The organism is Bradyrhizobium sp. KZN70725 (assembly GCF_055264925.1).
The window spans coordinates 38,147-51,635 of sequence record NZ_JBUYWT010000025.1 but is presented as its reverse complement, the minus strand read 5'-3'; the positions used below and the strand labels follow the sequence as shown (position 1 = coordinate 51,635).

At 57.8% G+C, this 13,489-nt stretch carries 8 protein-coding genes and 1 pseudogene; 7 read left to right on the top strand and 2 right to left on the bottom strand.

What is annotated here, in order from left to right:
* The first annotated feature begins 264 nt into the window (after positions 1-264).
* The 6 genes and pseudogenes from ACZBJS_RS23285 to ACZBJS_RS23260 all read left to right on the top strand — a co-directional run bounded on the left by ACZBJS_RS23285 (position 265) and on the right by ACZBJS_RS23260 (position 8,013).
* Positions 265-1,272 carry a branched-chain amino acid ABC transporter substrate-binding protein gene (locus ACZBJS_RS23285; protein WP_463439239.1) on the top strand — a complete coding sequence of 336 codons (1,008 nt, stop codon included), beginning with the start codon at positions 265-267 and terminating at the stop codon, positions 1,270-1,272.
* An 885-nt stretch (positions 1,273-2,157) separates the two neighbouring features.
* A pseudogene (locus ACZBJS_RS23280) lies at positions 2,158-2,415 on the top strand (transposase); the annotation flags it as partial.
* Positions 2,416-2,627: 212 nt separating this feature from the next.
* Entirely contained in the window at positions 2,628-3,608 is a 981-nt protein-coding gene (locus ACZBJS_RS23275) for an LLM class flavin-dependent oxidoreductase (RefSeq protein WP_463439238.1), read from the top strand.
* 1,220 nt (positions 3,609-4,828) lie between these two features.
* Positions 4,829-5,176, top strand: coding sequence for a NolY (locus ACZBJS_RS23270; RefSeq protein ID WP_229157657.1), 348 nt, complete (start codon positions 4,829-4,831; stop codon positions 5,174-5,176).
* A 994-nt stretch (positions 5,177-6,170) separates the two neighbouring features.
* Positions 6,171-6,416, top strand: a complete 246-nt coding sequence (locus ACZBJS_RS23265) for a hypothetical protein (RefSeq protein ID WP_229157655.1) — start codon at positions 6,171-6,173, stop codon at positions 6,414-6,416.
* An 874-nt stretch (positions 6,417-7,290) separates the two neighbouring features.
* On the top strand, positions 7,291-8,013 hold the full coding sequence (locus tag ACZBJS_RS23260) for an outer membrane protein (protein ID WP_463439284.1): 723 nt from the start codon (positions 7,291-7,293) through the stop codon (positions 8,011-8,013).
* Positions 8,014-8,330: 317 nt separating this feature from the next.
* On the opposite strand, the gene ACZBJS_RS23255 is transcribed toward ACZBJS_RS23260, so the two are convergent.
* Positions 8,331-9,056 carry a helix-turn-helix transcriptional regulator gene (locus ACZBJS_RS23255; protein ID WP_463439283.1) on the bottom strand — a complete coding sequence of 242 codons (726 nt, stop codon included), beginning with the start codon at positions 9,054-9,056 and terminating at the stop codon, positions 8,331-8,333.
* Positions 9,057-10,394: 1,338 nt separating this feature from the next.
* Here ACZBJS_RS23255 and ACZBJS_RS23250 point away from each other — a divergent pair.
* Entirely contained in the window at positions 10,395-11,111 is a 717-nt protein-coding gene (locus ACZBJS_RS23250) for a sulfite exporter TauE/SafE family protein (RefSeq protein WP_229157652.1), read from the top strand.
* 971 nt (positions 11,112-12,082) lie between these two features.
* Here the strand turns inward: ACZBJS_RS23250 and ACZBJS_RS23245 are convergent.
* Positions 12,083-13,396: a DUF2130 domain-containing protein gene (locus ACZBJS_RS23245; RefSeq protein ID WP_463439237.1), complete on the bottom strand. Its 1,314-nt coding sequence runs from the start codon at positions 13,394-13,396 to the stop codon at positions 12,083-12,085.
* Positions 13,397-13,489 lie beyond the last annotated feature (93 nt).

Here is a 13,489-nt window from a genome sequence, read left to right as displayed (position 1 = left end):
TCAAGAAAGGCTTGAATCGCACGTAACGTCAAATTGTAGGCTCCGCCATGGTCGTTGCCCGATCTGACGCATGCTTCGCTTGGCGATCCTTCGACCTGCGGGCCCGTGCTGGCCGCAGACAGTTGGGGTTAGATCGAGGTGAGCACTAGGAGTTCTGCAGTGTTGAATAGGCGTTACACTCCAGCTGCAGGTGCAGCCTTCCTTTTCTGTGCCCTCGCCTCGACTGCGTGGGCTTCGGACGTTCATATTGCCGTGGCCGGCCCAATGAGCGGAAGCAGCGCGGCGTTCGGCGCGCAGATGCGCAACGGCGCCGCCGCGGCTGTCGAGGCATTGAACGCTTCGGGCCTGCTTCCCGACACCAAGGTGATACTGAGTGTCGCTGATGACGCCTGCGACCCGAAGCAAGCGGTCGCCGTTGCAAATAAGCTCGCAATGGCTCAGGTGCGTCTGGTCGTCGGCCATTTTTGCTCGTCTTCGTCCATCCCAGCCTCCGACGTCTATGCCGAAGCAGGTATCATCCAATTGTCACCTGGTTCGACAAATCCTCAGCTAACGGAACGCGGCATCGAGACCGTGTTTCGGATCTGCGGCCGCGACGACCAGCAGGGCACCGTTGCGGCTGAATACATTCACCGACATTACCATAGCGACAAGATCGCAGTGCTCGACGACAAGAGCACCGCCGGCAAAGGTGTCGCCGATGCGGTTGAGGCACAGCTTCAGGGATTCGGCGAACACGTCATTCGGCAGAGCTATATAGCCGGTGAAAAGGATTATACGGCGCTGATCTCTAGATTGAAGAAGGACGGGGTACGCCTCGCCTATATCGGCGGTTATCACACCGAGATTGGGCTGATCATCCGTCAGGCATCAGAAGCAAAGGCCGGCCTTACCGTCATGGCCAACGACCCGTTGATGACCTCCGAATTCTGGGGCATCACCAGCAGCGCGGGAAACGGTACGCTATTTACCTTTATGCCCGACGTGGCAACGAATGCCAATGCGGCCGACGCCGTGGCCAAACTCAAGGCTTCCGAGCTGTCGTCCGAAGGCTACACACTTTACGCCTATGCGGCAGTTCAGGCGTGGGCAGAGGCGGTGAAGCGGGCCGATTCCCTCAATGCTGCGCGGGTCGCAACCGAACTCCGTTCACGGTCGATCGAAACAGCCGTTGGTCCGGTCAGGTTCGATACCAAGGGAGACAATGCAGGCCCAGGCTTTGTGGTTTACCGCTGGCTCGACGGGCGTGTTGAAGCGCTCGACCAGAACTGATCGACGCGATCCACAGCCCTTCTCCGCCAACCCAGCCACCGATACAGATGATGAAACGACATCAGGACCTTGCTGCCGTTATACTCGCGAGCTCTCTTGTGCTCGCGGCTTTCGGAGCGCTTGTCGCCCTCGCTGCAGCGCTCGCAGAATTACCAGACGTCGACGTGGAGGAGGAGCTACGTCCGATGGTAGACAAATAGCATTCCGATTAAGGCCAGTTCTTGCGACGCTCCACTGCCAAACATCCGCAACAGCCTGATTGGGAATGCTGCGTCGCTCCGCTCATGCGACAGCAGCCATGACAACCAAACCGCCGCGGCAATCTCTCCGTCGACCGCGCATGCTGACAAATGCAACCTCACTTCCCAACTTCCGGCGACCTCACATTGCGCGAACGCGATTGCGATCCAATCGCTGTTTCGCCAGCGCGTTCCTTGTCAATTCTGCCAGCGCCTCGACCGATCCAAGCGACTGACGTCAAACTTAAGGTCTGTGTGAACGCGATCCCACCGCCGGGCAGTTTGATGCAACGCCGCTCGTTGCGAAGCGAATTGCCGATAACAACCTCACATTGATTCCGGCAGCCGGCAATTCGGGCATGGCGCCTCGACAATCGGGCAGAGTTACAACATTGAGAATATTATCGTAATGACTTCGATCAGCTCTCCTTTCCGACTGCGCATCCTTGGAACTTGTTCCACTTTAGGGCACAGCCGCCGATCCATCTGGCATGAAGGATGGGACGCTCCATCTGACATCGCGAAAACTCGGAATATCTACTGCGTGTTTTGAGCCAAGCTTCGTAAGGGCGCCGACGACAGATGATGTCACATTGCATATTGCCTGCACTTCGAGTGCAAGTGCTGTGCAAAACGGAACGGACAGATGAAACGACCGAGATTCACAGAAGAGCAAATTATCGCGATACTGAACGAGCAAGGGACTGGTGCGAAACCGGCTGATCTAGCTCACAGACACAAGATCTCCGAAGCGACGATCTACGACTGGAAGGCCAAGTTCAGCGGCATGGACGTTTCGGCCGCCAAGCGGTTGAACGCCCTGGAAGAGGAGAACGCGAAGCTAAAGAAGCTTCTGGTCGAGCACATGCTTGGCGTGGATGCACTTCGCGAACTCCTATCAAAGTAGTCGCAACCAATATGCAGGTTCTCACGCCCACGCTGCACGGCGCAAGCCCAGAGCGTTAGCTCTTGCAGAACAGCTAGATCGGCCAAGTGATGCACGCCACGTCTTTGAGGCCGACGGCACAAAGCAACAAGGACTCCCATTCCAAAATCGGAGATAATCGAGTGAAAAGCGGCCTTCCCTCAAGACTGACATGCGCAATCTTTGACCACTTGGACGACGACGGCCGCGCCATTGCGCGACAGTATGAAGATCGCCTCAAGCTGGCGGAGGCGTGTGATTCTCTGGGCTTTTACGCTTATCACCTGGCGGAGCACCACTGCACCCCTCATGGCAGAGGGCCCTCGCCGAACCTGTTTCTAGCAAGTCTTGCGCAGCGCACCCGGAGGCTTCGCTTTGGTCCGCTTGTTCTGTTGCTCAACCTCTATCATCCATTGCGCGCGTTCGAAGAGATCTGCATGCTTGATCAATTGAGCGGCGGCAGGCTCGAACTCGGTATCGGGCGCGGCTCCCAGCCGATCGAATGGGGCTATTTCGGCATCAGCGCAGGCGCGGCGCCAAGCCGCTATATGGAAGCCAGCGAGATCTTAAATGTTGCGCTGAAGAGCGATACGTTATCCTACCAAGGAAGCCATTTCGAGCTGAACAGTGTACCCTTAACCTTGAGGCCTCATCAGCGCCCTTATCCGCCGACCTGGATCGCCAGCAATCGGACCGAATCGGCGGAATGGGCCGCGGCAAATGGTGCAAATCTGGCGTGTGTCGGTCCCGCCTCTGCTGTCCGAAGCATCACGGATGCTTTTCGTTGCCGTCGCGCGCGCTGCACAGCCGCGGACGATCGAGAGCCATTCCTAGGGTTGGCTCGTATGATCGTGATTGCGAGATCTGACGGAGACGCTCATGCGGCTGCCGAAACCGCTTATGGACAATGGCTGGATAGCTTTAAGTTCCTTTACGAGTTGAACGCCACTCCGACACCGCCGACCCTGCCGCTGTCGTTCGATGCAGCGCTGGAGAGCCAATTGTGCGTCGTCGGAACGCCAGCTTCCGCCCGACAGCAGCTTCTTAACCAGATGGAAGAGGCAGGTACCAACTACCTACTCTGCCAGCTTGCATTCGGGAACCTTCCGCTCGACATTTCACTATACACCGCGAGCGCGATCAGAGCCGAAATCATCGATAGCTTTGGCTGACAACGTCCATTCAACTTCGCTACTGCGGGATGCCCGGCCCTTCTTGGCATGCCGTACGTGCCCATTGGCGTACGATCAAGGCGTTCTTTCTTGCTCGACGGGCGATCCCAAACCCATAAGGATATAGGCGCGATCTCAAGCGTCACTTTGCCGGCCGCGCAGCTGATGTCGTCGGCAGCGACATGACAGGTTGAATAGCGTTGGCATGACAAACCGGCTCAACCCGTATGCGGGCTTGTCTTATGCGTCGTCCAGAGCAGGTCAAGGATAGTCGCGCGCTATCCGCGGACTGGATGCATCCCATAAAAACTTTCGATTTTACGGATTTCAGCCAAATGCACCATAGTCGCTCACCGGTTTCCGGAAAGCACCTTTGACGAAGCTCGTGTGACCATGGACCCCCTTTGCTTTCTGCCAAGTCGCAGGCCGGCTCAAGCCTTTCGCGCCAACATCACCAACGATATCCCTCGACCTTTGAAACCGCGCCACCAGCGGCCTAGCTTCAACCGGATGGCTCGCCGAACCGTATGGCCCTCATTCGAAGTCGCCGACAGCAATTTCGTCATCCTAAAGGCGTCCCCGAAGATTAGGTGCTTCTCACGCGCATTGGCCGGGTTGCATGCGTGCGTCGCGTAGAAGCCAGGCAGGCGCACTGCCTCTTACGCCAGCCTCGGCAAGGCTTGTCGGCCTGACCAGCTGGACAGCCCCGTTACTTCCGCGATGTTGTGATTCTCAAGCAATGCGATGTCAGCCATCTGACCTCCTTAAGGACGCGCTGGTATCAGCGGCGCGTACTGACGTCGATTTCGGCGACGCGAAAGGCTATGCGACAACACTAGCCGCCCACTTACGCCCTTTGATCGCGGGGTTCTCATGCCGCCCATCCGCTCCACGCTGTTTGGTGGGCTCTGCCTATGCCAACGGCGTTCCTGTGAGGTTCGCTAGCTTGGAGTGCGCCGGCTCGATAGCTCAATCAAGGACGAGCGTTCTACCACGCAGCGCACAGCGCTCGATAGCGACCATACCTCCTTCGGGTCTTTCTACGAGACCAGCCTGTCCCTTTCTTTGGTTGCACATGCGCGAGTTGTCTTGTGCAGCGGCAATTCGGTCACGCACCGCATCGGCTGCCTCGCAAACCGGAACGCACACAAACACTACACGTCAATCTCGTTTAATTAGTCTGGAGCAACACTGTGGAACTTGACCCTTCGAATTCACGCATGCAAGACCTTGAGGATCGCATCGACCTACAACTCGATATCGTGGCAACTCTTGTACGCGAAGGAAGCAACGAGCTCGAGGCAATCCAGCTGCTCAACGCACTCACGAACGAAATGATATCAGCGGAACTGGAGCTCGGCCAGCTCGGCGATACGAGCACCGGTGGCCATCCCGGCAGCGGGCGAGCAGCGCGAATGAGACGGGACCATGGCGTCTACAATCCAGAAGAGCTTCAAATCTTGGGGCGCCTTCTCGATCAGGCAGTGGCCGCCTTACCGCCTGCACTGCGCACTCCGGCCAACCAGATGCGGATTGCCAGATTGATTCTGGCACGTGCGGCGGGCTGAGAGCCGCTTTGCTCCTCTGCGATTGACGGCCGCTCAGCGAAAGCTTCATCGCTGGGCTAACCGTGGCTGTGCTCTCCTACCCACGGATAAGGCCGCTTCGAGACCGTGGCTCACCGCTACGTGAGTGAGCCGCTTCCACGTGCTGATCATTTCGCTTCGGAGGAGCGCGACATCCATCCGATTTCCGGTGGACTGCACTTCAAACGCTTGATCATGGCTTCTTACACGCTCGCAGTTTACTCCAAGGCAGATACGCACGATCCGAGATATTCGTGCGAGACACCGCACGGTTGACCGCGCCTTCCGATATTCGGATCTTGGCAGCATAAGCTAACTCCCTGATCGCGGCCGCATTGTTCTAAAGTTGCGGGCCACCTGATATTTCGTTGCCAGAACGAGCTCCTGGCAGATCAACGCAATTGTCGCGATGCTTGTCCCGTTTCTTTGGCGCGACTCATCCGGAGCAGAATCGCATCGCAAACGTGGTGCTGTGCGCAGAAACCGGCGGATGCGGCCGGGCTGGTGACGCATGTCGGGAAGCACACGAACGGATTGTCGAGAATGAGCCACACAGCAGGACGCGACATAAAGCGCGCATACGACATCTCCCAGAACACTTCTTAGCCTTGAAAGTTTGGAAGGTAGCGAACGGCCTGCTCCGCAAGACGGCTGCAGTTCGACTGACTCTTGGGAGTGTGGGCCCGGCGAACGGCGAAGGGCGAACGCCGGGCAACAAGATGCGCGGCGCAAAGCGACAAATGTCAACGCGGGGTCTCTTCAGCCAATTCAGAATCGTTCGCCTCGCGCCGGCACTTCGACATTCGGTCATCCGGAATTCAACAAGCGGCATTATAAAGTTCGCTGTAGCGCCGCGAGCAGCTCGACACACATTTTGGCTGTGGCTCCGACTTCTTGCCGGTCAGGACAGGCCGCAGCTCGTCGGTACGCTTCGGACGAATCTTTTACCTTGTGCCAGGAGTCGAGGAGATTCGAGATGGATCAGGTCATATCCGACCAGGTGCAAGCGCCAGACGCTATCGCAAGTATCGCATTTGAAAAAGCGTGGCGCTTTGTCGAGAAGGACCCAGTTCTGGCGCATCATCTCAAGGCGTTCCTTCACAGCCGCTTGCGAGCATTACTGGAGTGTTCGATCAGAACCGGCGAACGGAATACCCTATATCTGGCCAACGAAGCGATACGCAATTTACGAGCGGAACTGGCGTCGCCGAGCAAACAGTAGGTGGTTCGTTCCTCTAGCTGGCCGCCACCCTTGTTATCGGCCAGGAACGGGACGGTGTCGTCACTCCCGAAGGGTCAGGTCGTGGTCGAGCTGAGTTTTCTCTGCGCATCTTCTTCTACACCGACGACTGCGTCAGAGAGCCCTGCTCGTGCAGCTCTCGTGGTCCCCACACCAGTAGGATAGAAACGGGAGCACACCGGCAACGAAGGCGGGACAAGCGCGCGTTGCCTCGACGTGACACAATGCGCACCTTATCTGACAGCTTGGCATGCGTCTCAGCAATTTCGATGCGGGCTTCATCCAGCGCGGTGACCAGCATTCTGCGGCAGACGATCTTGGCGGCGCGCCGGCTCGATTGGCTCTCCTGTCGCGGCAAGAGCAGTTACAGCTCGCCAGATACCACTCCGGATCTTCAGGATGTCCGAATTTAGATCGATCAATGCCTCTGATGGGTCATTTCCGACGTTACCACAATCTTAAGTCGCCACACGACTCCTCACCCAAGATTAATTCAAATCCCATCCCGATAAAAACGCCTTCATCTGTGCGGCTCATGACGAAACCCGCTGAACGACGCGCAGCCGGACGTATCGCCAGGAACCTGGTTGTAGCGGTGTTTCAGCAAATGCGCTCGCAGCATTGCGTCGCACAGTGCCATCACGATCGTATCGCCTTCAGGTAAAGGCGCCACGAGGCGCCCTATCAATGTCGCTGCATTTCCGTCGATGCGTCGCAAGTTAGGCGCCTCACAACCTGACGCACCGTGCGTTTCGACCCATTTATCGCGGAGGAATGTTGTGCCTCAGTTACAGCAATTCGCAATCATGTTGTTAAGACGCACGGCGCCGGGGGCATCAAAAGGAATGACACTGGAATGAAGAATTTGCTGGTTCTGACCGCAAGCATCGCACTCAGCGCTGCAACTCCCACATTCGGCGCTGACCTCGCCGGGCAGCCTGTCAACATCAAGGCAGCCACATTGCCGGTGGTAGCCCCGATCAACGACTGGAGCGGCTACTATATCGGTCTCAATGGCGGCTGGGGATCGAGTCACAATTGCTGGAATTTCAACGGCGTCACTTCCGAGGGCTGCCATAATTCGACCGGCGGCACCGTCGGCGGCCAGATCGGCTATCGCTGGCAGATCTTCAGAACGGTGTACGGCATCGAAGGTCAGGGCAACTGGGCCGACTTCAGCGGCTCCAATGTCAGCACTGCCTTCCCAGCGGACACCGTTGGCACCAAGACAGATGCATTTGGATTGCTCACCGGCCACATCGGCTACGCATTCAATGCCGTGCTGCTTTACGCCAAGGGCGGTGCGGCGGTGACCAGCAACACCTATCACGTCAACTCAGTGGCTGCTGGCACCGAGCTTGGCAGGAACAACGATGTTCGCTGGGGTGGCGCGCTCGGCGTTGGCGCCGAAGTCGGCCTGAGCCCGAACTGGTCGGCTGGCCTCGAGTATAATCACTTGTTCATGCAGGGCAGCAACGTAAGCTTCCCCACGGCCGCTGGCTTCGATCGCGTTCACCAGGACATCGATCTTGTCACGGCACGGCTCAACTACAAGTTCGGCCCAGCGCTTGCAAAATAGCGAACACCACGCGCGCAAAAGTTAAATCGAGAGCCCCGACTAACGGTCGGGGTTCTTTCTCGAAATGCTGCCCTACCGCCTTACGACCAGCCAGCGGAACCGGCTCGAGCTCGTCTAGGCTTAGATCACTGGCTGGCGGAGCAGACCGCAGGCACACCAGAGGATACCAAGCCAGTCGGCTTGACATGCGTCGTCGAACTCCAGAACCTTACGCAACGTGAGATTCCGTCGCCTGTCTCAACGAAGCGCTGTTCGAATGACAGGAGCCTTACCAGGGCTTGGCGTCAATGGCACTTCCTGGCGGTGAGGATGGGATCTCAAAGAATATTGAGGCGAATGGCTATAGCGGTCGCCTGGATCCGGCTGGTCGCGCCCAGCTTTCGCATTGCATTCTTGATATGAAAATTGACCGTATTTTCGCTAATTTTTAGGATCTTCCCAATTTCCCAGGACGACTTCCCCTCTGCCACCCACCGCATGCAACTGATCTCCCGTTGCGACAATGCAATTTGTTTCCCGCAGCCGCCATTAGAGGGTCGAGCAATCTCGCCATAGGCGCTGTGAAAGAGCGAAGCCAGGGCATTGAGATGACCGATGCGATTCTGAGGATCAGCATCGTCGGACGGAGATGCAAAGGACACCACAGATACTTGGCCCAACGGGCCAAATAAAGGCACGCTCATGCCATGCTTCAGCCCGGCCTCCCTAGCCTCATCCAATACGCGTCTCTCGTCCGGTTGAAGCTGATAATGGTCAGCGAGTTGGTCCCACAGAAACGGACGCGAATGCATCGGCGTCCGCCGGACCACCGGATCGATGGTGTGGTACTTGCGTTTGAAGTATCGATCGCACCAGGCCGGCGGCCAATTCACAGCGACAGTCGGCGGTGGATACTCAGCCAACCGAAGCGGCTCGACGAAGTTGAGGGCTCCGTAAGCAACCTCACTGAATCCTTCCTCGGTGGCACGGTTTACAAGAAGGTCGAACAACGCTCTCAGCGAATGCGTCTGGTTTGCGCATTCGGTGAAGCTAAAGAGATCCACGATGGGCGCTTCGGCACGCCGATCCGGCTCGCCATCGCTGCGTTCGATTGCATTTTTTTCAGGCCGAGCCACATTCCATTCCATGAGCTGAACTCTCAGGTTTGCTCTTCGTGAAGTCTGGAGCGCCCGCTGCGTCAGACGCCATTCCCGAATTTTTCACCTTCCGCCAGCTGCGGCGCGATAATTGTTCCGTCAAACGCCGGGATCCAGCTGCTATCCTCGTCGGACACCCGACGGCACGCCACAACCGAAGCGCCGTCAAATTCCGTCCGATCGGTCCTGCTCGCCGATGACGCGTTGGCCAAGCAGGCGATCACCGCATTGTCGTTCGTCTGATGGTCCGTGCCCTCGATGCTGCCTTAATAGTGCGGCCAAAGCAGCCATGAGTGACAAGATCGACTCTACTCAGATTAAATGGTAAGGAGCCACTGTCCCGCCGGAAAGACGCCTGGCTTTGCCTCAAGGTTGGGCGCGATGATACCCCGAACGTTGACCTTCGCGATTCAAGCGGGATGGAGCACGTTGGCCAACTTGGCGGTGCCGGGCTCGACCTTCGCAGTTCCGACATCGGCCTTCTGCTTCCTGCCGACAGGAAGGTCATTTTTTCCTCCCCATCCTGCGAATTGCTGTCGCGAATTCTTCGCTCATTCGCCGTCCTTCGACGGCGTCGGGAATGCGGTCTGCGAGCAACGCGGAAGAGCCGCACCAGCAGGTGACCGCGTGATATAACGGCCCGGCGCCGGATCAGGCGCGTTGAAGAGGTCCAGCGCACCTGAATTGAAGGCACAGATGATCCATGCGCCAGGTGCGCAATGGGAGATGCGCGCAGAAACAACACCTGCCGGCCGCAGAGGACACCTTGCATGCGCATCTCCATAAGGGAGAGGACCTGGGCGCGGATCAGCAAGTGTCGTACCAACTGGCGGCCTCAGAAAAATCAATCCTCGATACCAGGGATTCAAGGCAAGAGCCCGGTTTCGGCGCACGAGCGCTTGAAGCAATGGCGACATCTGGAGGAAACGCGACAGCGCCACTTGCGCAAGGCTCCCACGGCCTGGAAAGAGTGCCGCTCGGCGCGGCGGCTTCCAAGCGCCTTTCAAACAGCCGGGCGCTGGCGTACCACTTTCACATCCTGGTCAAGTACCGATGCTGGCAATTGAAGAAGCCGATCCACAAATGGCAATCGTGTGGGAACCTTAGCCGGTGCCAACTGCGGCGCGCGGCCGGGCGGCATCCGATTAAGCGCTCGCTTGGACTTCATCCGTCGCGGAAAGACAACTGGGACTGCATGCAATTAGCGCAAGGCAAGCGAAGAACTTTTCGCAGGGTTGGTGAAGTATGCTTTCTCTGTTCTTTGCGATTATCTCACTGCTCTATGCAATGGTTGGCCAAGCCGGTGGAACCGCGTTCCTAGCGCTTATGGCGTTTTCTAGCTTGCCCTCCACAGAGATGCGCCCGACGGCGCTTGGCCTCAACATTGTTGTCGCGAGTTATTCCACGTGGTTCTTAAACCGCAACAAAGTCATCGACTGGATAGCGCTCCGGCCGCTTCTATTGTCATCAATGCCGGCGGCACTTGCCGGCAGCTTGCTGGTGCTCGGGGAGAACGTTTACAGGACATTGACTGGTCTTGTCCTCCTTTTGGCGAGCGCTGTGATGATCGTTCGGCGCGGCCGCGTTGCCCATCGTATTTTCGAAACTCCGCTCTGGGGAAGCGTGGGCATTGGAGCGGTCATCGGGTTTGTTTCGGGTCTGACCGGCGTGGGCGGAGGAGTATTCCTGGCGCCCGCGCTCATGACACTGAACTGGGCGTCAGCCAGGCAAGTCACCCTGCTGTCGCCTCCGTTTATCCTAGCGAATTCCACGGTGGGCTTCGTCGGAGTTCTTTTCACCGGCCAGTTTCCGTGTTCGGATTCGGCCATTTACGCAATCGCCGCACTGGGAGGAGCCGTCGCAGGAACGGTTATCGGCCTGAAATGGCTGAGCCAGACAGCTATTAGGTTCATCCTCGTGGCGGTTCTGCTCATTGCCGGCGTGCAGTTGGTTCGCACCTAAATGCCGCTGGATCTGCTTTTGCTGCAGCTGTCGTTGCGGTCATCGAGCACCACCGAGGTTCATGACAACGGTCGCAAAGATTCCAAAACGAACGATCCGAGCCCCTGAAGCAGAACAGACGCGTATCGTCTGACTTGGACGTGCCAGGGAGTACAGAAGCTGACAATGCCCGCGCGTTGCGATTCCGGCACAGCCTGCGGCCTGGTTGGGAATTGGTGAACTCGCAGCGCTCACAATGGCGCGGCCGAATCAAAGCGCCCCGACGCACCTGCCGGGGTTGGAAGTGCGCCGGGGCGGCCCCAACATCATCAGTACATCCGTGACGATGCTTGGCGCAATGAGACAAGCGGCGTGGCGGAATTGAGGCTGGTCCATCCTTATAACGTGGAGTCAAAAATGTTTTTCAACCGGTTCGACGCCTATTGAAACTCACGTTGCGTCACGTTGTAAGATCTCGCGCCCTGCGATTCATCAACCGAGACTCCTTGTCTGACAATCCCAGCTTGGAGAGCATTCTGCTTGTTGCATCGCGAGGCGCCGCGATAAATACTATCCCTATCCTCGTTCGCGTATGCCATTTTTTCCTGCACAACCTAGGCAGCCCGGAACGCAAATCGGAACGCGACATCGCGTGCCGTAGCGTTTCCCGCCCAAATCGCTGAATGCAAATGGGCTCAAATCCCGTCTGCGCAGGTTTGAAAAGGCGTGACTGACAAAGATGCGGCAGATTGTGTAGCTTCAATAGAAGCGCCGACTATCGTTCCTCGACGAGCCCTTCTACCGCAAGAAAACAACATCGACGCGAGACACGCCGGCGCTTTCTCACATTACGTGCGAGCGTGCGGCAAAGGGGGCTATTGCGCGAGGGGCAGGTGCCAGGCCGTGAGCCCGAGCGGCAGCATGCCCACCTGCCAGTTCGCACGGGGTGTATGATCGAAGCCGAAAAGAGCTCAACTGCGCGTCGCTTTTGATTATGACGCTTTGCGCTCCGATTGGGCCGAGCATTCCAGCAGCGGTGCATCGAGGCTCGGGATTTCCGGCATCGCCTTGCCGGCGATCGCCTGAAGGTCACCGACCATGCCAACGGTAGATTCGATGACAGAGAGGATCTGCGTCTCGCGCTTGGCCCATTGTCGGCCCATGAACTTTCGCTCCTTGTCGAGATCTTCTCGCATGTCGTTGAATTTTTCAACGACAGCTTCTACCCGCTGGCGGAACCTGGTGCCGGTCAGATACCGATACACCTGCTCCATTTTGGTTTGCTGGCCTTCCTGCACCAGGCGCGAGCTGCTCAAATCAATCAGCCCCTGACGGAGCGCGATCGCGACCGCAACAGCACAGCGGGGATGAGCAACCCATATTCCGTCGATCAGATCGAAGAATTCGACGTGCTTCGGCAGCGCCTGTGAAATGATGAGGGCCACGTCTGCGCCACACCGCCTTTGGTCATCGCGCAGTTTCCCGAGCCAGCTATCGCTCCATGCCTTCGTACGCTTGGATTCCCAAAGGATGAGGCCCGCAGGATGACCTATTGAACCGTTGACCTGCTGGACGACGTCCGCACCCAGCTCTCCCTTGCCTATCGGCTCGATTGTATCAGTGGGGAAACGGCTGCGAAGCAGCTCTTCGAGTTCGAGCTCAAGCACTTCGCCCTGGGATTGCTGCGAGCCTTGCTCAGCCTTGCGCTTCAACTCTTCGATCGTCCGCGCCATGGATTCGATCGTTTGATCCTTCTCGAGCACCCGAAGGCGGGCGGCTTCGTCGGCTTCCTGCCTGGCTTTGGCCCGGATATCCGCGATTGAGGCCTGCACGCGTTTTTCGATGGTCAGATCGAGTTCACGTTTCTCTTCGTCAAGGGCACGTTGCCTGCGGATCAGTTCGGCCTGAGCCTGCTGCGCCTCAGCAAGTTTGGCATTGTTGGCCTCCAGGCTTTGACGAAGCTCGGCCGCTTCGGCAGCTTTTGCCAGCAGCTCGGCCGCCGCGGCCTGCCGAGCCTTCTTCGCTTCCATGGCGACGAGTTTGGTGCGCTCGGCCTCCAGGCGCGCGGCCACCTGATCCTCGATCTGTTCGCGTTGCCTCACCAGTTGCTCCTGCTCATGGCGCAAGGCCTCGGCCTTGCGGGCAACCTCGGCATCCTTGTCCGCCAATTGTCGCTGAAAACGTCGGCGAGTTTCCTCAATCAGGGGAGCAGCAAGAGATTCGGTGAGGTGAATCTCATGATCGCAGTTCGGGCAATGGAGAATAGGCTGATGCCCAGCGCCCGCCGCGGGTGTTTTCAGGTTCATGAGCCCTCCTGGCCGATTGGCCTTGTGCTGCCGGCCAGCGTGGCGCGGACTATCAATCGGATTTAGCGTGATTTCCTGACTCGATCGAACGCC

Coding starts and splice junctions, on each gene's coding strand:
- ACZBJS_RS23260 (WP_463439284.1), top strand. CDS start 7,291: ATGAAGAATTTGCTGGTTCTGACCGCAAGCATCGCACTCAGCGCTGCA.
- ACZBJS_RS23250 (WP_229157652.1), top strand. CDS start 10,395: ATGCTTTCTCTGTTCTTTGCGATTATCTCACTGCTCTATGCAATGGTT.
- ACZBJS_RS23245 (WP_463439237.1), bottom strand. CDS start 13,396: ATGAACCTGAAAACACCCGCGGCGGGCGCTGGGCATCAGCCTATTCTC.
- ACZBJS_RS23265 (WP_229157655.1), top strand. CDS start 6,171: ATGGATCAGGTCATATCCGACCAGGTGCAAGCGCCAGACGCTATCGCA.
- ACZBJS_RS23270 (WP_229157657.1), top strand. CDS start 4,829: ATGCAAGACCTTGAGGATCGCATCGACCTACAACTCGATATCGTGGCA.
- ACZBJS_RS23285 (WP_463439239.1), top strand. CDS start 265: ATGAGCGGAAGCAGCGCGGCGTTCGGCGCGCAGATGCGCAACGGCGCC.